The organism is bacterium (assembly GCA_016873475.1).
Classification (GTDB): domain Bacteria; phylum Krumholzibacteriota; class Krumholzibacteriia; order JACNKJ01; family JACNKJ01; genus VGXI01.
Genome location: VGXI01000050.1, coordinates 1 through 17,706, shown reverse-complemented (window position 1 = coordinate 17,706; position 17,706 = coordinate 1). Strand labels below are relative to the sequence as shown.

The 17,706-nt window shown below is 70.6% G+C and carries 17 protein-coding genes; 6 read left to right on the top strand and 11 right to left on the bottom strand.

The window, feature by feature from the left end:
- Together FJ251_06225 and FJ251_06220 are read right to left on the bottom strand one after the other, a co-directional pair.
- The coding region (locus FJ251_06225) for a hypothetical protein (protein ID MBM4117329.1) at positions 1-331 on the bottom strand (331 nt) is incomplete at its 3' end.
- Positions 332-333: 2 nt separating this feature from the next.
- Positions 334-1,131, bottom strand: coding sequence for a sulfite exporter TauE/SafE family protein (locus tag FJ251_06220; protein MBM4117328.1), 798 nt, complete (start codon positions 1,129-1,131; stop codon positions 334-336).
- Positions 1,132-1,303: 172 nt separating this feature from the next.
- Between FJ251_06220 and FJ251_06215 the strand changes: the two genes are divergently transcribed.
- From FJ251_06215 to FJ251_06195, 5 genes are all read left to right on the top strand, one after another.
- Positions 1,304-2,041: a cation transporter gene (locus FJ251_06215; GenBank protein ID MBM4117327.1), complete on the top strand. Its 738-nt coding sequence runs from the start codon at positions 1,304-1,306 to the stop codon at positions 2,039-2,041.
- A gap of 459 nt (positions 2,042-2,500) precedes the next feature.
- Positions 2,501-3,001 (top strand): thiol peroxidase, encoded by a 501-nt coding sequence (locus tag FJ251_06210; protein MBM4117326.1) that lies wholly within the window; start codon positions 2,501-2,503, stop codon positions 2,999-3,001.
- 63 nt (positions 3,002-3,064) lie between these two features.
- Positions 3,065-4,060 (top strand): HDOD domain-containing protein, encoded by a 996-nt coding sequence (locus FJ251_06205; protein ID MBM4117325.1) that lies wholly within the window; start codon positions 3,065-3,067, stop codon positions 4,058-4,060.
- Positions 4,061-4,364: 304 nt separating this feature from the next.
- The gene (locus tag FJ251_06200) at positions 4,365-5,603 is read left to right on the top strand and encodes a HAMP domain-containing protein (protein ID MBM4117324.1); all 1,239 of its coding nucleotides are present in this window, start codon (positions 4,365-4,367) and stop codon (positions 5,601-5,603) included.
- A gap of 82 nt (positions 5,604-5,685) precedes the next feature.
- Positions 5,686-5,994 (top strand): hypothetical protein, encoded by a 309-nt coding sequence (locus FJ251_06195; protein ID MBM4117323.1) that lies wholly within the window; start codon positions 5,686-5,688, stop codon positions 5,992-5,994.
- A 70-nt stretch (positions 5,995-6,064) separates the two neighbouring features.
- Here the strand turns inward: FJ251_06195 and FJ251_06190 are convergent, their stop codons facing one another.
- From FJ251_06190 to FJ251_06160, 7 genes are all read right to left on the bottom strand, one after another.
- Complete coding sequence (locus FJ251_06190; GenBank protein MBM4117322.1) at positions 6,065-6,403, bottom strand: DUF59 domain-containing protein; 339 nt, start codon at positions 6,401-6,403, stop codon at positions 6,065-6,067.
- A 2-nt stretch (positions 6,404-6,405) separates the two neighbouring features.
- Positions 6,406-6,870: an SUF system NifU family Fe-S cluster assembly protein gene (locus FJ251_06185; protein ID MBM4117321.1), complete on the bottom strand. Its 465-nt coding sequence runs from the start codon at positions 6,868-6,870 to the stop codon at positions 6,406-6,408.
- A complete protein-coding gene (locus tag FJ251_06180; GenBank protein MBM4117320.1) occupies positions 6,867-8,084 on the bottom strand; it encodes a cysteine desulfurase in 1,218 nt (405 codons plus the stop codon). Before FJ251_06180 ends, FJ251_06185 begins: the two co-directional genes overlap by 4 nt.
- Positions 8,085-8,155: 71 nt before the next feature.
- Positions 8,156-9,511 (bottom strand): Fe-S cluster assembly protein SufD, encoded by a 1,356-nt coding sequence (sufD, locus tag FJ251_06175; GenBank protein MBM4117319.1) that lies wholly within the window; start codon positions 9,509-9,511, stop codon positions 8,156-8,158.
- A gap of 25 nt (positions 9,512-9,536) precedes the next feature.
- Positions 9,537-10,295 (bottom strand): Fe-S cluster assembly ATPase SufC, encoded by a 759-nt coding sequence (gene sufC, locus FJ251_06170; GenBank protein ID MBM4117318.1) that lies wholly within the window; start codon positions 10,293-10,295, stop codon positions 9,537-9,539.
- Between the two features lie 33 nt (positions 10,296-10,328).
- Entirely contained in the window at positions 10,329-11,816 is a 1,488-nt protein-coding gene (gene sufB, locus FJ251_06165; protein ID MBM4117317.1) for a Fe-S cluster assembly protein SufB, read from the bottom strand.
- Positions 11,816-12,247: an SUF system Fe-S cluster assembly regulator gene (locus tag FJ251_06160; protein ID MBM4117316.1), complete on the bottom strand. Its 432-nt coding sequence runs from the start codon at positions 12,245-12,247 to the stop codon at positions 11,816-11,818. The genes sufB and FJ251_06160 overlap by 1 nt, the downstream gene beginning before the upstream one ends.
- Before the next feature lie 247 nt (positions 12,248-12,494).
- Between FJ251_06160 and FJ251_06155 the strand changes: the two genes are divergently transcribed.
- Positions 12,495-13,634: a hypothetical protein gene (locus tag FJ251_06155; protein ID MBM4117315.1), complete on the top strand. Its 1,140-nt coding sequence runs from the start codon at positions 12,495-12,497 to the stop codon at positions 13,632-13,634.
- 87 nt (positions 13,635-13,721) lie between these two features.
- Here the strand turns inward: FJ251_06155 and FJ251_06150 are convergent, their stop codons facing one another.
- Both FJ251_06150 and FJ251_06145 read right to left on the bottom strand, forming a co-directional pair.
- Complete coding sequence (locus FJ251_06150) at positions 13,722-16,946, bottom strand: T9SS type A sorting domain-containing protein (protein MBM4117314.1); 3,225 nt, start codon at positions 16,944-16,946, stop codon at positions 13,722-13,724.
- Positions 16,943-17,590, bottom strand: coding sequence for a hypothetical protein (locus FJ251_06145; protein MBM4117313.1), 648 nt, complete (start codon positions 17,588-17,590; stop codon positions 16,943-16,945). The genes FJ251_06150 and FJ251_06145 overlap by 4 nt, the downstream gene beginning before the upstream one ends.
- Between the last annotated feature and the right edge of the window lie 116 nt (positions 17,591-17,706).

Sequence of the window (17,706 nt, the reverse complement as noted above, 5' to 3'; positions counted from 1 at the left end):
CGCCGCGATCGCGGCCCATGCCGTTGAGCATGCCGAAGCCCGCGCTGAGCGCGAGCGCGAGCGGCGAGCGGACGAGCACGAAGACCAGCGTGCCGAGCGCGCCGACGAGCGCCGCCGCGACGAGGAAACGCCGCCGGCCCAGGCGATCGGCGAGGAGGGTGGCGAGCAGCGCCGCGAGCGCGGCGCCCGCGAGCCCCGCCGAGACGATGCGGCCGATCGCTGCCGCCGCAAGCCCCAGCTCCGCGAGGTAGAGGCCGAGGGTGACGCCGGTGAAGCCGGTCGTCAGCGCGCGCAGCGTGGCGGTGGCGTAGAGGATGCCGCGGTCGCGCATCGCTAGATCAGCCCGGCGCCCAGCGCCAGGGCGATGAGGGCGAGCAGGACCCCGGTGAGGGTCTGCACGGCGCTCATCGTCACCTTGTGCAGGAAGCGCCGGCCGAGCAGGATGCCCGCGAAGGCAGCCAGCGCGCCCGTCGCCACGAGTCCCCACTGGCCGGGCGCAAGCGCGCCGCCGCGCCCAGCGAGCACGAAGCCGGCGTAGGTGCCCAGCCGCGCGAGATCGACGAGGAAGCCGATCACGGCGTTGGTGCCGACGAAGGCCGGCGTCGAGAGCTCGAACTTCACGAGGAACGCGGAGCGCAGCGCGCCCTGGTGCCCCGAGAAGCCGCCGAAGAAGCCCGAGAGTAGGCCACCCACGACGAGGTGTCGTCGCGCGAAGCGCAGGCCGCGCAGGCGGGGCAGCAGCTCGAAGAGCGCGAAGGCCAGCATGAGCAGGGCGACCGCAAGCTTGACCGGCGTGATCTGCGCCTCGCGCGGGCCCAGCGCATAGCGCGCGAGCGGCTCGAGATGTGCGACGCTGCCGAGAGCCGCGGCGCCGGCGAAGGCGGCGAGGAGCGCGGGCAGGCCGAAGCGCAGGACGAGGCCGCGATCGGCGTGACGGCCGAGCACGGCGACCTTGAGCAGGTTGCTCGCCGCGTGCACGAGGGCCGTGGCGCCGACGGCGATTTCGACCGGCACGAAGAGGGCGAAGACCGGCAGCAGCAGGGTGCCCAGACCGAAGCCCGAGTAGAGGGTGAGCCCGGCGGCGCCGAGCGCGGTCAGTCCGACGGCAAGATGGGGCAGGAGCTCGCTCATTCGACGAGATTGGGTCAGCGCCGTTCGAATGGCAAGCCAAGTCTGGAAACCAGGAAGCCGCAGCTCCCCATCAGGCCGGGAGGTCGAGCTCGGTGCGAGCGGACATTGGAGTCTCCCCTTGCTGCTTGGGTGATGGGCGGTTAGGCTCCCCGCCCGAGGAAAGGGAGCCACCATGCACCGAGAGTCGCTTGCGGCTTGGAGCCACAACCACAGCTTCGGCCAGGAGCGCCGCCGGCCAGGCGAGTCGCGCACCTGGCTGGTCATCGCGATCACGGCGGCGACGATGCTCGTCGAGATCGCCGCCGGGCTCGCCTTCCGCTCGATGGCCCTGCTCGCCGACGGCTTGCACATGGCCAGCCACGCGACGGCCCTCGGCATCGCGGCCTTCGCCTACGCCTACACGCGCCGTCATGCGCACGACGCCCGCTTCAGCTTCGGCACCGGCAAGGTCAACTCGCTCGCGGCCTTCGCGAGCGCCGTGCTGCTCGCGCTCCTCGCGCTGCTGATGGCGGGCGAGAGCATCCGCCGTCTGCTCGCGCCGGTGGCGATCGCCTTCGATCAGGCGATCCTCGTCGCGGTGGTCGGGCTCCTCGTGAACGGGCTGTCGCTGCTCGTGCTGCGCGAGGGGATCGGCCTGCTGCGCGCCTCGGCGCGCGTGCTCCTCGACCATCAAGCCCCGGCCGCCCTGCGCGAGCGCCTGCGCGCAGCGCTGGAGGCCGACGGCGACAGCCGCGTCAGCGACCTGCACGTCTGGGCCGTCGGGCCAGGGATTCATGCGGCGGCAGTCGTGCTCGTCGCCGGCGCGCCGCGCGCGCCGGCAGACTATCTCGCCCGCATCGTGCCCGGGCTGGGCATCGTGCACGCGACGATCGAAGTGCACCGCTGCCCCGATGCGACGCCGGTCACCTGAACCACCCGCAGTCCCCAAGCCGTGTTGTTGTGCCCCCAGTGCCCCGCGTGCAACGGGTCGCTCGGCGCGACGGCGGGGAAGGCCACTCAGTCGAGCGAGACCGCCTCGACGTCCGGATCGGTCGCGAGGGGTTCGGCCAGCCCGGGCAGATCGCGCGCGCCGGCGAAGCGCAGGAGCAGCCAGCGGTCGACGCCCAGCTCGGCCGCCAGGGCGGCGTTCAGGGGCTGGTCACCGACTACACGCTTCTTCATTGCTGTTCTCCCATCGAGTCGTGTTGAGAGGTCCCTGGCGGGACCTCGGCCTGGCGGATGTCACGGCGCGAACCCAAACGTCCGATCCAGGGAGGCCACCGACCGCGCTGCAAGCCGGGATCGCGCCAGAGGGACTGGCGGCGGCCGCCACGAGTGTGCAAAATAGCGGGGACTACCCAGCCGCTTCACCCCAGCCAAGGAGCGCCGCATGGCTCGCTTCACCCTCAGGGGCAATCCCTTCAACACCGTCGGTGAGCTGCCAGCCCTCGGCAGCGCCGCTCCCGAGTTCCACCTCGTCAAGACGGACCTCGGGGAGCTCACGCTGGACGCGCTCAAGGGCCAGCGCGTGGTGTTGAACATCTTCCCCAGCCTGGACACCGAGGTCTGCGCGGCGAGCGTGCGCCGCTTCAACGCCGAGGCCGCGGGCCTCAAGAGCACGGCCGTCGTCTGCGTGTCGATGGACCTGCCCTTCGCCCACAAGCGCTTCTGCACGACCGAGGGTCTGGAGCGCGTGATCCCAGCCTCGGACTTCCGCGAAGGCAGCTTCGGCAAGGCCTACGGCGTGCGCATCGCGGACGGCCCGCTGGCCGGTCTGCTCGCCCGCTCGGTGGTGGTGCTGGACGCCGCGGGGAAGGTGATCCACAGCCAGCTCGTACCGGAGACGGTCACCGAGCCGGACTACGCCGCCGCGCTGGCCGTCTTGACCTAGACGCGGGAAACGGCGCCGGGGCGGCGGCCGCCCACTCAAGTGTCGCCTTCGGCGTGCCGAAGGATGTACCAGCCCGGGATGGTGCCAGCACGATTGCCGTGCTGGCGGACATGCCCGGCTGGATCTGGGCGTGCTCCGAGCGGCTGGCCGAGGGCACGCCGCATGAGGGCGACCGTGAGCACCCTAACCCAGGAAGAAGTCGCGGCCGACATCGCCCGCAGCATCCGCGAGCTGGAGCCGTTGCCGGCGACCGCCCGCGAGCTGGTCGGTCTGCTGCGCCGGCCCGAGGCCTCCCTGCGGCCGATCGCCAACCTGATCGAGCTCGACGAGGCGATCGCCGCCACCGTGTTCAAGGCCGCGAGCAGCGCGGCCTACAGCGGCTTCGGTCGGCCTGCCTCCGTGCGCGAGGCGATCGCGCGCCTGGGCACTGCACGCCTGCTCGACCTCGTCCTGCGCGATTACATGACCCGCCTGCACACGGGCGCGCCGCTCCACGACCGCAGCGAGGAGGACCTCTGGGCGCACAGCGCCGCCGCCGAGCTGGCCGTGGAGGCGATCATCGCCGAGCGGCCGCGCCTGGGTCTGCCGAGCCTGGCGCTCACCGCGGCGCTCCTGCATGACATCGGCAAGCTGGTGACCGCCCGCCACTTCAAGGCGAGCTGCCAGGAGGTGCTGGACCGCGCGGCGACGCAGGGCTGCACGTTCGTCGAGGCCGAGCGCCGGCTCTTCGGCACCGACCACGCGCTGGTGGGGGCGGCGATCGGGCGCGAGTGGGGCTTCCCCGACGAACTGGTGGACGCCATTGCGCGCCACCACGAGACGCCACTCACGACCGCGACGCCGGTGCTCGACGCCGTCGTCGTCGCCAACCTCATTGCCAAGACGCTCAGCGTTGACCTCGGCGCCGAGGGCCTCAACTTCGCCCTCGAGGCGCCCAGCGCGGCGCGCCTGGGCCTGGACTACCCGGCCTTCGCGCGCGTCTGCCTGCGCACCGAGGAGTGGCTGGTGGCCCTGCTCAGCTCGCTGCGTCGCGGGCCGGAAGGCCGCAGCTACCGCTAGGGAATCTTCCGCCACAACGGGAAACGCGTGGGACTGCCCCGCCCGTCGGCGCGGCCGGGGAAGCGCGTCATCCCTTAGGACGCAGTGATTCGCGGCATCAGCAGCCGCTTCGCCTATGCCCCCATCTCGCCGGCCGTCCGCTCGGTGATCCATCTGCTCAACCTGGGGCCCTATCTCGCCATCCACGAGAGCCGCGAGGCAGCACTCGCCCCGATCGGCTAGGGCGGGCGCAGGGCGGGCTGGCGCGGTCCTTGCGCCGCGCCGCGTGGTTGCGGCGAGATGCTGCGCAGCGAGGAGGCCCGTGATGTTCAAGCAGTGGGGGACTCGTTCCCAGCAGCGGCTCGAGCGGCTTGGCCTGCGTCCGCGCTTGCTGCTGACGATGGGCCTGCTCGCGGTGCTCATCACGCTGGGGACGGGGCTCGTCGCCCAGCAGCAGCAGCGCGCGGTGCTCACGCAGGAGCTGCGCGCGCGCCTGCTCGTCGACGCCCGCAGCCTGGCCCAGGCCGGCAGCGAGGCGCTCGCGACGCCCTATCCCGAGCTGATCCTCCACCCGCTGATCCGCCAGATGCAGGCCGAGGACCCGGCACTCGTCTATGCCGTGGTCGTCGACCAGGCGGGCGTCGTACAGGGTCATTCCGAACCGAGCCGACTCGGCGAGCGCTACGCGCCGCCCGAGCGCGTGACGCCGCTGGGCGGCGTGAGCGCGCTGCGTCCCGGCGAGTCCGTGGCGCGCGGCGAGCGCCTGATCCTCGTCGAGACGCCCGTGCTCAGTGCGAGCGGCGAGCGCATCGGCCGCGTGGTGGCGGGCATGGAGCGCAGCACCATCGCGCGGCGGGCGCGCAGCGGACTCGCCCTCACCCTGCTCGCCTTCGCAGGCCTGCTCGGGCTGGGGCTGGGCGTCCTGGTGCTCCTCACCCCGCGCGTGCTCGCGCCCCTGGGCCGCTTGCGCGACGGCCTCGTGCGCATCGGCCGCGGCAACTACGAGATCCAGCTCGCGAGCGAGCGCTGTCCGGATTTCGCCCAGCTCGTCGAGAGCTTCAACACGATGAGCCACCGCCTCCTCGAGCGGCGCGTGCAGCTCGAGCAAGCGGGCAAGCCCGAGCCCTCGGCGGCCGAGGCCGAGGCCCTGCGCCTCTATTCCCGCGCGCAGAAGGAAGGCAAGCGTCTCGCGTTGCCGGCCAACCACGAAGCGATGGGCGAGCTGCGCGGTTGGGTGCGCGCGCTGCTCGAGGGCGCCGGGCTCGCGGACGCGCAGGTGGCGCGGCTGCTCGAGAGCGTGCACGCCACGGCGGCGGCGCTGGCCGAGCAGGCCTGCGGCCTGGACGCCAAGCAGCGCATCGAGCTGTGGTGGCTGGGTCCGGCGCCGGGCGATGGCGCTCGCAGCGGCGGACCGCGCGACGGTGAGGACTGCTGCTTCCTCCTGCGCGAGCAGGGCAAGGCCGCCAAGCCGCAGAAGAACTACGCGCCGGGCACCGAGGCGGGGAACCTGACGATCATCCCCGTGATCCTCGCGCCGCAGCCGACGTCGGCGGGGCGCCGCTAGGGCCAGCGGAGGGCGCCTGGTCGTCGGATTCGACGTAGCGCTTGCTGAAGCGACCATGTACACTGCGCCTCGGAGGTGGAGCATGGTCCGCCAACTCGATGACGTGCGGGCATCAATCGTCGAAGCATGCGAGCGCTACGGCGTCGACCGCCTGCATGCCTTCGGATCGGTGCTGCGCCCGGACTACCGTCCCGGCGCCAGCGATATCGACCTGCTCGTCGAATTCAGACCGATGCACCCGCACGCCCTCGTCGATGCCTACTTCGGCCTCTTGGATGCGCTGCGCGGTATCTTTGGGGTCGAAGTCGACCTCGTGATGGCCGATGCCGTCCGGAACCGCTACATCGCGGCCGAGATCGAACGCACCAAGCAGGTCATCTATGCCGCGTGACGCGCGTGCCGGTGCTGCGCAGGGAGTGCGCCGAGCTCATTAGGCAGATCGACGGCGGGCGTAGCGAAGACTAGAGGAATCCTAGCTCGAGCCGCGCGCTGTCGGACATCATCGCCGTGGTCCAGGCGGGCTCCCAGGTGAGCTCGACGCGGGCCTCGCTCACGCCCGGCAGGCCGCGCAGCTTGCGCTCGACCTCGCCGGGCAGGCTGCCGGCCACGGGGCAGGCGGGCGAGGTGAGGGTCATCCGCACGGCTACGCCGCCCGCGGCGGCGTCGGCCTCGACCGCGTAGATCAGCCCCAGCTCCCAGATGTTCACCGGGATCTCCGGGTCGAAGACCGTGCGCAGGACGTCGATCGCGGCCTCGCGCAGGGCCTCGTCGCGGGCGGCCGGCTCGGGCGTGTCGCTCATCGCTACTCCGTGCTGGCTTCGGCCGCGCCGTCGAGCGCGGCCTCGAGGGTGCGCCAGGCGAGGGCCGCGCACTTGACGCGCACCGGGTAGCCACGCACGCCGGCGAAGACGGCCAGCTTGCCCAGGCGCGCCGGATCGGCCGCGGCGTTCTCGTCGGTGATCATCGCCAGGAAGTCGCGCAGCAAGTCGCGCGCTTCGGCCAGGCCCTTGCCGCGCAGGGCGTCCGTGAGCAGTGAGGACGACGCCGTGAAGATCGCGCAGCCCGCGCCCTCGAAGGCGACGTCGACGACGCGCTCGCTGTCCGTCTTCAGGTAGAGCGTCAGCTGGTCGCCGCAGAGCGGGTTGTGGCCCTTAGCGCGCCGGCAGCCGCTATGGGCCTCGGCGCAGCCCTCGATGCGCCGCCGGTTGCGCGGGTTGCGCCCGTGGTCGAGGATCAGCTCCTGGTAGAGATCGCGCAGGTCGCTCATTGCGGAAAGAGCTCCCGGATCTTCAGCAGGCCGGCGACGAGCGCGTCGACGTCCGCCTGCGTGTTGTAGAGGCCGAAGGAGGCGCGCGTCGTGGCGGGCACGCCGAAGCGCTCCATCACCGGCTGCGCGCAGTGGTGGCCCGCGCGCACGCAGATGCCCTCGGCGTCGAGCAGAGTGCCGATGTCGTGCGGGTGCACGCCGTCCATCACAAAGGAGAGCACGCCCACCTTCTCGGGGGCCGTGCCGATGAGCTGCAGGCCGGGCAAGGCGGCGAGGCACTCGGTGGCGTAGGCGAGCAGGGCCTGCTCGTGGGCGACGATCGCCTCGAAGCCGATCGACTCGACGTAGTAGATCGCCGCGCCGAGGCCGATGGCCCCGGCGATGTCCGGCGTGCCCGCCTCGAAGCGGTGCGGCGGCGGCGCGAAGGTGCTGCGCGCGAAGCTGACCGAGCGGATCATGTCGCCGCCGCCCTGGTAGGGCGGGAGCTGCTCGAGCAGCTCGGCCTTGCCGTAGAGGATGCCGATCCCCGTCGGCCCGTAGAGCTTGTGTCCGCTGAACACGTAGAAGTCGCAGTCGAGGTCTTTCACGTCGATGGGCAGGTGCGGCACGGCCTGCGCGCCGTCGACGACGACCGGAATGCCCAGCGCGTGCGCGCGCTGGACCATCGTCTTGATCGGGTTCACGGTGCCCAGCGCGTTCGAGACGTGACCGGCGGCCACGAGCTTCGTGCGCGGCGAGAGCAGAGCGGTCCAGGCCGCGAGGTCGAGGGCGCCCGTGTCGTCGATGGGCGCCACCACCAGCTTCGCGCCGACCTGCTCGCAGAGCAGCTGCCAGGGCACGATGTTCGAGTGGTGCTCCATGTGCGTGAGGAGGATCTCGTCGCCCGCGCCGACGCGCTGGCGGCCCAGCGTCCAGGCGAGCAGGTTCAGGCCCTCGGTCGTCCCGCGCAGGAAGACGATCTCGCGCGTCTCGCGCGCGCCGAGCAGGCGGCGCACCTTCTCGCGCGTGCCCTCGTAGATGCGCGTCGCTTCCTCGCTGAGCAGGTAGACCCCGCGGTGGATGTTCGAGTAGCCCTCGCTGTAGAAGCGGTGCAGGGTGTCGAGCACGACCTGGGGTTTCTGGGCGCTGGCCGCGCTGTCCAGGTAGACCAGTGGCCGTCCGCGCACGAGGTGCCGGAAGATGGGAAAGTCGTTGCGCAGGCCCTCGGCGAGCAGGGCTTCGTTGCGGCGGCGACCCGGCGCGCGCGTGCCGAGGGCGAGGCGCTCGGCGTCATCCGGGGGCGGGTTCACGCGTCCACCTCGAGTTGGGCGCTCTGTGACTGGGGGAGGCGCGCGAGCAGGGCGCTCGCCAGCTCGCGACGCAGCGCCGCGGGCTCGATGCCCTCGATGATCTCGCTCGCGAAGGCATAGGTGAGCAGGGCGCGGGCGGCCTCTGCCGCGAAACCGCGTGTGCACAAGTAGAAGAGCTGCTCGTCGCTGATCTGGCCCGTGGTCGAGCCGTGCGTGCACTTGACGTCGTCGGCGTAGATCTCCAGGCGCGGCAGGCTGTAGGCCGTCGCGTCGGGGGAGAGCAGCAGGTTGCGGTTCGTCTGGCGCGCGTCGGTCTTCTGCGCGTCCTGGTCGACGATGATCAGCCCGTCGAAGATGCCCCGCGCGCGGCCGTCCAGGATGCCCTTGTACAGCTCGCGCGTCTGGCAGTCGGACACGGCGTGGCGCACGCGGGTGCGCAGGTCGTGGCGCTGCTCGCCGCCGCCGAGATAGAGCGCGTTCAGCTCGCAGCTCGCCTCGCGGCCGGCCAGCGTGAGGTGCAGCTCGCGGCGACTCATCGCACCGCCGAGGAGGATCTCGCGCGAGGCGTAGTGGCTCCTTGCCGCCTGGTGGACGTGGCTGGCGCCGATGTGCCAGGCCGCCGCGTTCTCGGCGAGGAGCTTCAGGTGCGTGAGCCGCGCGCCCTCCGCGAGGCTGAGCTCGCCGATCGCGTTCGTGAAGTGCGCGGCGTCGTCCGCGCTGAGGTAGCGCTCAACTATGGCGGCGCTGCCCATTTGGCCGACCTCCACGAGCAGGCGCGGGGCGAGCATGCGGCCGGCGGCGGCGCCCGTTGCCAGGTGGACGATCTCGATCGGCGCGTCGAAGGTGGCCTCCGGCGCGATGGTGAGGAAGAGCCCGCCCTGCCACCAGGCGGCGCTGAGCGCGGTGAAGGCGGCGTCCGCGTGGCTCGCCAGGCGGCCGAAGCCGGCGGCGAGGAGGCGCGCGGGATCGACCGCCGCCAGCGGCGCCACCGCGAGGCCCGCGGGCAGACTCGCGGCCCGCGAGAGGCCGGGCGCGTAGACGCCGTCGACGAGCACGAGGCGCGGGCCGCCGAGATCGGGCAGCGCCGCGAGACGCTCGGCGAGGGCCGTGGCCGGCGCGCTCGGCTGCTCGGCGAAGGGCCGCCAGCCGGCGGCGGCGAAGGGCCTGAGGTCCGCGAACTTCCAGTCCTCGCGCTCGCGGCCCGGCAGGCCCAGCGCCGCGAAGCGCGCGGCGGCCTCGCGGCGCAGGGCGGCGATCGGCGCCGCTTCGGCGCGCGCGGACGCGAAGGCGGGGAAGTCGGCGAGCAGGCCGGCGGCGCTCACGGTCGAATTCGGGTGCTTCGTCTTGCTCACTTCGGCTCCAGGGATGGGCGCGGGTTCAAGCGGACGGATGGTCGGCCTTCTCCAGCCAGCCGTAGCCCTTGGCCTCCAGCTCGAGGGCCAGCTCCTTGCCGCCCGAGCGCACGATGCGTCCCTCCGAAAGCACGTGCACGCGGTCGGGCACGATGTACTCGAGCAGGCGCTGGTAGTGCGTGATCACGAGCGCGGCGTGGTCCGGCCCGCGCAGCGCGTTCACGCCGCGCGCGACGATCTTGAGCGCGTCGATGTCCAGGCCCGAGTCGGTCTCGTCGAGGATGGCGAGCTTCGGCGCGAGGACGGCCATCTGGAAGCCCTCGTTGCGCTTCTTCTCGCCGCCCGAGAAGCCGACGTTCAGCGAGCGGTTCATCAGCTCGGGGTCGAGGTCGAAGAGCTGCATCTTCTCGCGGGCGAGGGCGAGGAAGTCCATCGCGTCCAGCTCGGACTCGCCGCGCGCCTTGCGCTGCGCATTCAGCGCCGAGCGCAGGAAGTAGAGGTTGCTCACCCCGGGGATCTCGACCGGGTACTGGAAGGCGAGGAAGATGCCCGCCAGTGCGCGCTCCTCGGGCGCGAGGGCGAGCAGGTCCTCGCCGGCGTAGCGCACTTCGCCGGCCGTGACCGTGAAGACCTCGCTGCCGGCCAGCACCTGGGCGAGCGTGCTCTTGCCCGAGCCGTTCGGGCCCATGATGGCGTGCACTTCGCCGGGACGGATCGTCAGGTCGACGCCGCGCAGGATGGGCTTGCCTTCCACTTCGGCGTGCAGGTTGCGGATCTCGAGCATGCTGGCGGTTCTCCTTGCGAATCGGGCGCGCCGCTAGCCGACGCTGCCTTCCAGGCTCACGCTGAGCAGCTTCTGGGCCTCCACGGCGAACTCCATGGGCAGCTCGCGGAAGACCTCCTTGCAGAAGCCGCTCACGATCATCGACACCGCGTCCTCGGTGCTGAGGCCGCGCTGGTTGCAGTAGAAGATCTGGTCGTCGCCGATCTTGGTGGTGGTCGCCTCGTGCTCCACCTTGGCCGACGGGTTGCCGGACTCGATGGTGGGGAAGGTGTGGGCGCCGCAGCGGTCGCCGAGCAGCATCGAGTCGCACTGCGTGTAGTTGCGCGCGCCCTCGGCGCCGCCGGCGATGCGCACGAGGCCGCGATAGGTCTGGTCGCCGCGGCCGGCCGAGATGCCCTTGGACACGATCGTGCTGCGCGTGTTCTTGCCCAGGTGGATCATCTTCGTGCCGGTGTCGGCCTGCTGGCGGTTGTTCGTGAGGGCCACCGAGTAGAACTCGCCCACGGAGCCCTCGCCCTTGAGGATGCAGCTCGGGTACTTCCAGGTGATCGCCGAGCCCGTCTCCACCTGCGTCCAGGAGACCTTGGCGCGATCGCCGGCGCAGAGCGCGCGCTTCGTGACGAAGTTGTAGATGCCGCCCACGCCGTCCTTGTCGCCGGGGTACCAGTTCTGCACGGTGCTGTATTTGATCTGGGCGTCGGCGTGCGCGTAGAGCTCGACCACCGCGGCGTGGAGCTGGTTCTCGTCGCGCATGGGCGCGGTGCAGCCCTCGAGGTAGCTGACATAGGCGCCCTCGTCGGCCACGATCAGCGTGCGCTCGAACTGCCCCGTGTTCGCCGCATTGATGCGGAAGTAGGTGGACAGCTCCATCGGGCAGCGCAGGCCCTTGGGCACGTAGACGAAGGAGCCGTCGGTGAAGACCGCCGAGTTCAGCGCCGCGAAGAAGTTGTCCGTGGGCGGCACGACCCTGCCCAGGTACTTCTGCACCAGCTCGGGGTGCTCGCGCACGGCCTCCGAGAAGGAGAGGAAGATGACGCCCAGCTCCTTCAGCTTCGTCTTGAAGGTGGTGGCCACGGACACGCTGTCGAAGACGGCGTCCACCGCCACGCCCGCGAGCAGCTTCTGCTCCTCGAGCGGGATGCCGAGCTTGGCGTAGGTCTCGCGCAGCGCCGGGTCCACCTCGTCGAGGCTCGCGAGCTGCTTCTTCTGCTTGGGCGCCGAGTAGTAGCTGATCGCCTTGTAGTCGACGGGCGGGTACTTGACCTTCGGCCAGTGTGGCTCCGCCAGCGTGAGCCAGTGGCGATAGGCCTTCAGGCGCCACTCGAGCAGCCAGGCGGGCTCCTCTTTCTTGGCCGAGATGAAGCGGATGACCTCCTCGTTCAGGCCGGGCGGCACGGTGTCCGCCTCGATGTCCGTCACGAAGCCCCACTTGTAGTCCTGGGCGGCGAGATCGCGGAGCAGGCGCTCGCTCTCGCCCAGCGTCCCCTCGCTCTCGGCCGCGGGCTGGCGGTTCTCGGCCATCAGGCGTTTCCTCCGGGCTTGCCGGCCAGGGAGCCGGCCATCTCGCGCAGGGTGACGTTCTCCAGGGCGCTCATCACCTGGCGGTTGATCCAGCCCCAGTTCTCGCGCACATCGCAGGTGGGCTCCAGCTCGCAGGCGCAGCCCGCCTCGGCGGAGCACTCGGTGACGGCCACGCGCCCCTCGAGAGCGCCGACCAGCTCGGCGAGGGTGATCTCCTCGGGTCGACGGGCCAGGCTGTAGCCGCCCTTGGCCCCGCGCTGCGAGAGCAGCAGCTCCTGCCGGGCGAGCAGCTTGAGCAGCTTGCTCACCGTGGGCAGGGGCAGGCCGAGGGCCTCGGCGAGGTCGCGGGCCGTGGCGCTGGCGGCCGGCGCCTGGGCGAGGCGGGTCATGAGGGCGATCCCGTAGTCGGTCAGCTTGGCGACGCGGATCATGGAATTCCTGCGGCTTGGTAAAAACTGGACTGCATCGGTACTGATTGCTCCGTGAAGCTACTAAGCCGCCCCCGGGGGCGCAAGGCGAAAAAGTACGGATCTGGTCCGGATTGCGAGCGCCCGCGGCAGCGGGTCCGAACCCCGCCTCGGGGGCGCTGCGCGCGGGGCCTCGCGTTGACAGCCGCCGGCGCCCTCGACATACTCGCCCGCCTGCGTGCCACGGGTGGGCAGCGGTGAAGGAGGAACGATGAAGAGGATCACAGGCGCTCTGATCGCCATCGGCATCGCGCTCGGCCTTCTCAGTTGCTCGAGCGACAGCCCGACCGACAACCCCACGCCGCTCACGCTCTCGCTCCCATGGCCGGCCGATGCCGCCAACGGCATCGCCGTGTCGCCGACGCTGAGCTGGAGCTGCTCCGGCGCGGGCGCCGCATCAGCCGTCTTCGACGTCTACCTCGACGACAGCAATCCGCCCAGCGAACAGGTGACCACGGGGCATGGCAGCACGGCCTACCCGTGCACGGGACTGGCCGCCGGCACAACCTACTACTGGCGTGTCACCACCGACGGCGGCAGCGTCGCGAGTCCGGTCTGGTCCTTCACGACCAGCAGTGCCGTGGTCGTGCCGACTCTGCAGGTGGTCGTGGCCGGCAGCTTCTCGGCCCAGGGAATCCCGGTCACGATCGACGGCTTCGCGATCGACGCCTACGAAGTGACCTACGAACTCTGGATCGATGTCGCCGCCTGGGCGGCGGATCACGGCTACAGCGATCTGACGGCGGGCCAGCGGGGCTCCAACGGGAGCGGGGTGAACCAGCCGGTGACGATGGTGAACTGGTACGACACGGTGAAGTGGTGCAACGCCCGCTCGGAGATGGCGGGGATCACACCCGTCTACTACACGGACGCCTCGCAGAGCACGGTCTATCGCAGCGGCGATCTGGATCTGAACATCGATGCCGTGATGTGGGGCGCGAACGGCTATCGACTGCCGACCGAAGCCGAGTGGGAGTACGCCGCCCGGGGCGGCTCCCTCTCGCTGGGCTACACCTACAGCGGCAGCGAGTCGGTCGACGATGTCGCCTGGTATGCGCTGAACAGCGGCAGTGCGACCCACGGCGTGGGCGAGAAGTCGGCGAACGAGGAGGGGCTCTACGACATGAGCGGCAACGTCGGCGAGCTGTGCTGGGACTGGTTCGGCAACATCTATCCCGCCGGCGGGACGACGGACCCCAAGGGCCCCGCGTCGACCCAGACCTTCCGGCTGCTGCGCGGTGGCTTCTGCATCGGTGCCGCGATCACCTGCACCGTGGCGACTCGCAGCTACAACGCCAACGGGCCGGGCCATCGTTCGAATAGCATCGGCTTTCGCTGCGTGGTCGACTAGTCGGCGCCACGCCGCCGATGGCCTCCCCACACGAAGGGCCGCCGGCAAGCGCCGGCGGCCCCTCTGCAATCCCGATTCCGCAGGCGACTAGCGCACGCGCACCAGCTTGGCCGTGTGCGACTCGCCGCCGGCCTTGAGGCGGGCCAGGTAGACGCCGCCGGGCAGGCGCTCGCCGGCGTCGCTCTTGCCGTCCCAGGCGAGCAGGTGCTCGCCGGCCGGCGCGCGACCCGCGAGCAGGCTGCGCACGCGGCGGCCGCTGACGTCGAAGATCTCGATCGCCGCGTCGCTGTCCTTGGGCAGGCTGTAGCGCAGCGTCACCGCATCCGCGAAGGGATTCGCGGAGGCCGCGCGCAGCGCGAAGACCTGCGGCAGCGGCAGCTCGCCGGCGGCCACCGTGGTGCCGTCCTGGACGGTGATCCGGTAGGCACCCCCGTTGTCGTTCTGGTTGAAGACGACCAGCCCGTACCAGTCGTTGTGATCGGCGGTGAGGTCGATCGACTCCTCGCCGCCGATCCCGGCGATGTCCGAGCTCACCGCCGCCCCTTCCTCGTTCGCGTAGTAGGCGGCGCCGTTGGAGGCGAAGAGCGCGACGCCGAGGTCGAGCACCCCGCGCGAGAGGTCCTGCACCTCCAGGTGCAGCTGGTCGCCCGCATAGAGCCAGATGTCCCAGACCTCGACGACATCGCCCGCCGGCCAGTCGTAGTCGTAGAAGACGGCGCTGCCGGGCGGGAAGTAGAGGCTCTCGCCGCCGCCTTCCCACTCGATGTCCATGGCGCTGTAGCCCGCCCGCCGGTAGATGCGCGGGTAGGTCGTCATGCCGCTGCCGATGTGGTTGTAGTCCCCGACGACGAACTCCACGCCGCCGCCGTACTGGTCGTTCGCGGCGAGCGTGCTGATCGTGTAAGCGTCATCGCCGTAGAGCCAGATGCTGGCCTCATCGCCGGGCGAGGGACGCACGCCGAAGGCCGTCCACCACATCGAGGGGATCGTGTTGCTGCCGAAGACGACCTCGTCGTAGCGCGTGACCACGGCGTCCTCGGTGAGGGCGATGTCCGGGCCGGCCATCACGCTATAGTCGCCGCCGTTCTCGTCCTCGGTCGTCTGGACGAAGCCGAGCCAGCCGCCGATGGTGGGCGTCACGTTGAACCACTCGCCGCCGTCGGCCGGCAGGTGGTAGTTCGACAGAGCGATGAAGTCGCCGCGGCCCTTGTAGGCATCGCCGTCACTTGAACTGTAGGCGTAGATCGCCGTGTTGAGGTCGGCATCGGACTGGTACTGGCGGAAGAAGTAGTTCTGCCCGCCGGTGGCGTAGAAGTCCCAGATCTTGGCGACGTGGTCGTAGTTCCAGGTGAGGTCACCGGTGTATCCGCTGATGAAGTCGGGGTTGTGCTCCCACTCGCTGGTGTGCAAGCCGGTGCCGCTCGTGCGATTCACCCGCCAGTGGTCGCGGCTCCAGGGCGTGACGTAGTAGTCGACGGCGACGAACTCCGGCGAGCCGGGGATGTAGTTGCCCGAGGTCTGGAGCAGGTTCTGGTAGTTCTCGTCGGCGTAGAGCCCGCAGGCGACGTCGTTGCCGTCGTAGGGCCGCGTGCCGACCACCGACCAGTAATGCGCGTTCGGGTCGTAGTTGAACAGGCGCAGGTCGAGGCCCGACAAGAAGGGCGTCTCCTCGACCAGCGTGTAGGGCGCCGGCCCGATCTGGATCTCGAAGCTGCCATTGACCGTGCTGTTCGACCAGGCGACGAGGCCGTAGACGTCATCCGCCGGCACCGTGTAGGTGAAGGACTCGCCGCCGCCCGCGCCGTAGCTGTCGGCCGTGGCGACCGCGCTCGTGCGACCGGCGAAGTAGGTCGTGCCGTTGCTCTTGAAGAGCGCGAGGCCGATGTCCATCCCCGCACTCAGGTTCCAGCCGTAGAAGGTCAGCTCCTCGCCGGCGAAGAGCGGCACATCCCAGACGCGCACCACCTGGTAGCTGCCCCAGCTCACGCCGCGCGAGATGCCGTCCGCGTAGAGCATGCCGGTGCCGCTCTCGAAGGTGAGGTTGTAGTTCGCGGTGTCGCCCGAGTAGCGCCGCACCTCGATGTGCTCGTTGCCGATGCGGTTGTGGTTGTAGTCGCCGACGATGAAGTCCACCGGATAGCCGGTGTAGGAGTTGGCGACGTAGTTGTTGTGGTTGTTGTCCAGGTAGAGATAGGGGTCGTAGTCCGCGCTCGCCGGACTGCGCAGGCCGATCACCGACCAGGTGTTCCACAGCTGGTGGATCACCATCCCGTTGTCCACGTTGTTCCACGAGAACCAGCCGTCGTGATAGAGCTGGTAGATCATCACGAAGTTGCTGCCCGTCGTGCGGCGCTTGACGTCGTCCAGGTAGTTGATGCCGCCCGGCGTGTCCCACCAGGCCCAGTGCTTGCGCGTGTAGTCGCAGATGTTGCTGAAGGTGTTGTTGATCATCAGGCAGCTGACGTCGATCGGGCAGCTCGCGAGCTGGCAGTTGCCGTTGTCGACGTTGTAGCTCAGGTACCAGCTCTGGCAGAGGCCGCAGTTGATGCCGCCGTTGCACATGCCGCTCTCGACGTACTCGTCGCAGGCGCCGAAGCTGTGACCCATCTCGTGCGCCCAGACGTTGCCGTCGCTGTCCAGGTAGAGGCGGATCTGCGCGGTGCCGTAGCTGGCCCAGGCGCGGCCGTTGACGTGGACCTCGAAGGCGGCGATCACGTTGTCGTAGCCGCCGTTCCAGTTCTGCAGGTACATCGTCATGTCGTCGACGCGGCTGCCGTCGCCGTCGCCATCGCCGAAGCCGATCGCCGCGAGGGCGTCGTTGACGACGGTGTCGTTCGTGCCGCTGTAGCCAATCGTGTAGGGCAGATCGGCGTGATAGTACCAGTAGAAGCCGCCCGAGCTGTCGAAGCTGAGATTGGCCTCGCTGGGCGCGTTGTCCAGGTAGTAGTCCTTCGCCACTTCGGTCTTGGCGTTGGCCGTGTTCATGTCGTCCCCGGTCCAGGTCCCGCCGTCGTGGCTGATGAAGACGTGGATGATGAGCGTGCTGCCGCGTCCGTAGTGCGCGGTGTCGTTGTCGTCGTTGGCTCGGCCGCCGACGGCGTCCCCGAGCGCGGCCTGCTCGGCCATCCCTTCGACGTCTTCCCAGGTCGAGGGATCGGCGTTCACCAGCGAGCTCTGCGCGGCGGCGAGGCGCGCGGCGAGGATGTCCTCGGCGCTGGACTGGCCGCGGCTGGGCGCGAGCGGATCGGCGAGCACGTTGCCGCTCGCGAGGGCGAGCAGCGCGAGGCAGAGGATCAGGCGGAGCGGCTTCATCGCTGCACCTCCGCCTTCTGCGAGGGATCGCCGGTCGGCTGGGCCGCGGGCTCGCTCTCGGCCGGCACGGCCGGACGCGGCGCGATGCCCTGCAGCTTGGCGAGCTCTTCGGCCGTGGGCTCGGCGGGACCGATGAGCTGGATGGGCGCGAGCCCGCCGCCGACGCCCGAGGCACCCGCCTGCGCGGGCGTGGGCACCGGAGCCTGACTGCGCAGGCGATCGAGCTTGGCCGCGCGCAGGGCGTCGATATCGCCGAGGTCGACCGGGCGCGGGCCGATCGCGTAGAGCGTGCCCGCCGCGCGCGAGGCCTCGACGGCCGCGCGGGCCAGCGCGAGCTTGCTCTGCTCGAGCGCCGTCGGCGCGGCAAGGCCGCGGCCGAGGCCGGCGTCGGTGAAGTCGGAGCCGCGGTCCAGCGGGTCGACGGGGCTCAAGGTGAGCAGCTCGAGCGGGCCGATGAAGGGCACTTCGGCCGTGGCGTCCGCGGGCAGGGCAGGCGCCGGGTTGGCCTCGGCGCCGTCGGCCTGGGTGGCCGGTGCCGGCGCGCCGCGATCGGGTGCGTCCGCCAGTGCGGGCAGTGCTGCCGCCAGGCAGAGCCCCACGAGCAGGGCGCGCAGCAAGGCGGCGCAGGGGTGAGAGGACTGCATGCTAGCCTCCTGGTTGAGTTGCTGGGCGAGGGGTGAGAAAGCCCGAGTCTCCGACAGCCCGGCGTGGCTGTCGGTAAGCGGGACTACAGAATGTAGGAACCGGAACTCAGGGAAAA

Excerpts from the sequence above, each read along its gene's own strand:
- sufB (MBM4117317.1), bottom strand. The coding sequence starts at position 11,816 with ATGGCCGAGAACCGCCAGCCCGCGGCCGAGAGCGAGGGGACGCTGGGC.
- FJ251_06220 (MBM4117328.1), bottom strand. The coding sequence starts at position 1,131 with ATGAGCGAGCTCCTGCCCCATCTTGCCGTCGGACTGACCGCGCTCGGC.
- FJ251_06205 (MBM4117325.1), top strand. The coding sequence starts at position 3,065 with ATGTACCAGCCCGGGATGGTGCCAGCACGATTGCCGTGCTGGCGGACA.
- FJ251_06160 (MBM4117316.1), bottom strand. The coding sequence starts at position 12,247 with ATGATCCGCGTCGCCAAGCTGACCGACTACGGGATCGCCCTCATGACC.
- FJ251_06210 (MBM4117326.1), top strand. The coding sequence starts at position 2,501 with ATGGCTCGCTTCACCCTCAGGGGCAATCCCTTCAACACCGTCGGTGAG.
- FJ251_06200 (MBM4117324.1), top strand. The coding sequence starts at position 4,365 with ATGTTCAAGCAGTGGGGGACTCGTTCCCAGCAGCGGCTCGAGCGGCTT.
- FJ251_06190 (MBM4117322.1), bottom strand. The coding sequence starts at position 6,403 with ATGAGCGACACGCCCGAGCCGGCCGCCCGCGACGAGGCCCTGCGCGAG.
- FJ251_06150 (MBM4117314.1), bottom strand. The coding sequence starts at position 16,946 with ATGAAGCCGCTCCGCCTGATCCTCTGCCTCGCGCTGCTCGCCCTCGCG.
- FJ251_06185 (MBM4117321.1), bottom strand. The coding sequence starts at position 6,870 with ATGAGCGACCTGCGCGATCTCTACCAGGAGCTGATCCTCGACCACGGG.
- FJ251_06195 (MBM4117323.1), top strand. The coding sequence starts at position 5,686 with ATGGTCCGCCAACTCGATGACGTGCGGGCATCAATCGTCGAAGCATGC.
- FJ251_06155 (MBM4117315.1), top strand. The coding sequence starts at position 12,495 with ATGAAGAGGATCACAGGCGCTCTGATCGCCATCGGCATCGCGCTCGGC.
- sufC (MBM4117318.1), bottom strand. The coding sequence starts at position 10,295 with ATGCTCGAGATCCGCAACCTGCACGCCGAAGTGGAAGGCAAGCCCATC.
- FJ251_06145 (MBM4117313.1), bottom strand. The coding sequence starts at position 17,590 with ATGCAGTCCTCTCACCCCTGCGCCGCCTTGCTGCGCGCCCTGCTCGTG.
- FJ251_06215 (MBM4117327.1), top strand. The coding sequence starts at position 1,304 with ATGCACCGAGAGTCGCTTGCGGCTTGGAGCCACAACCACAGCTTCGGC.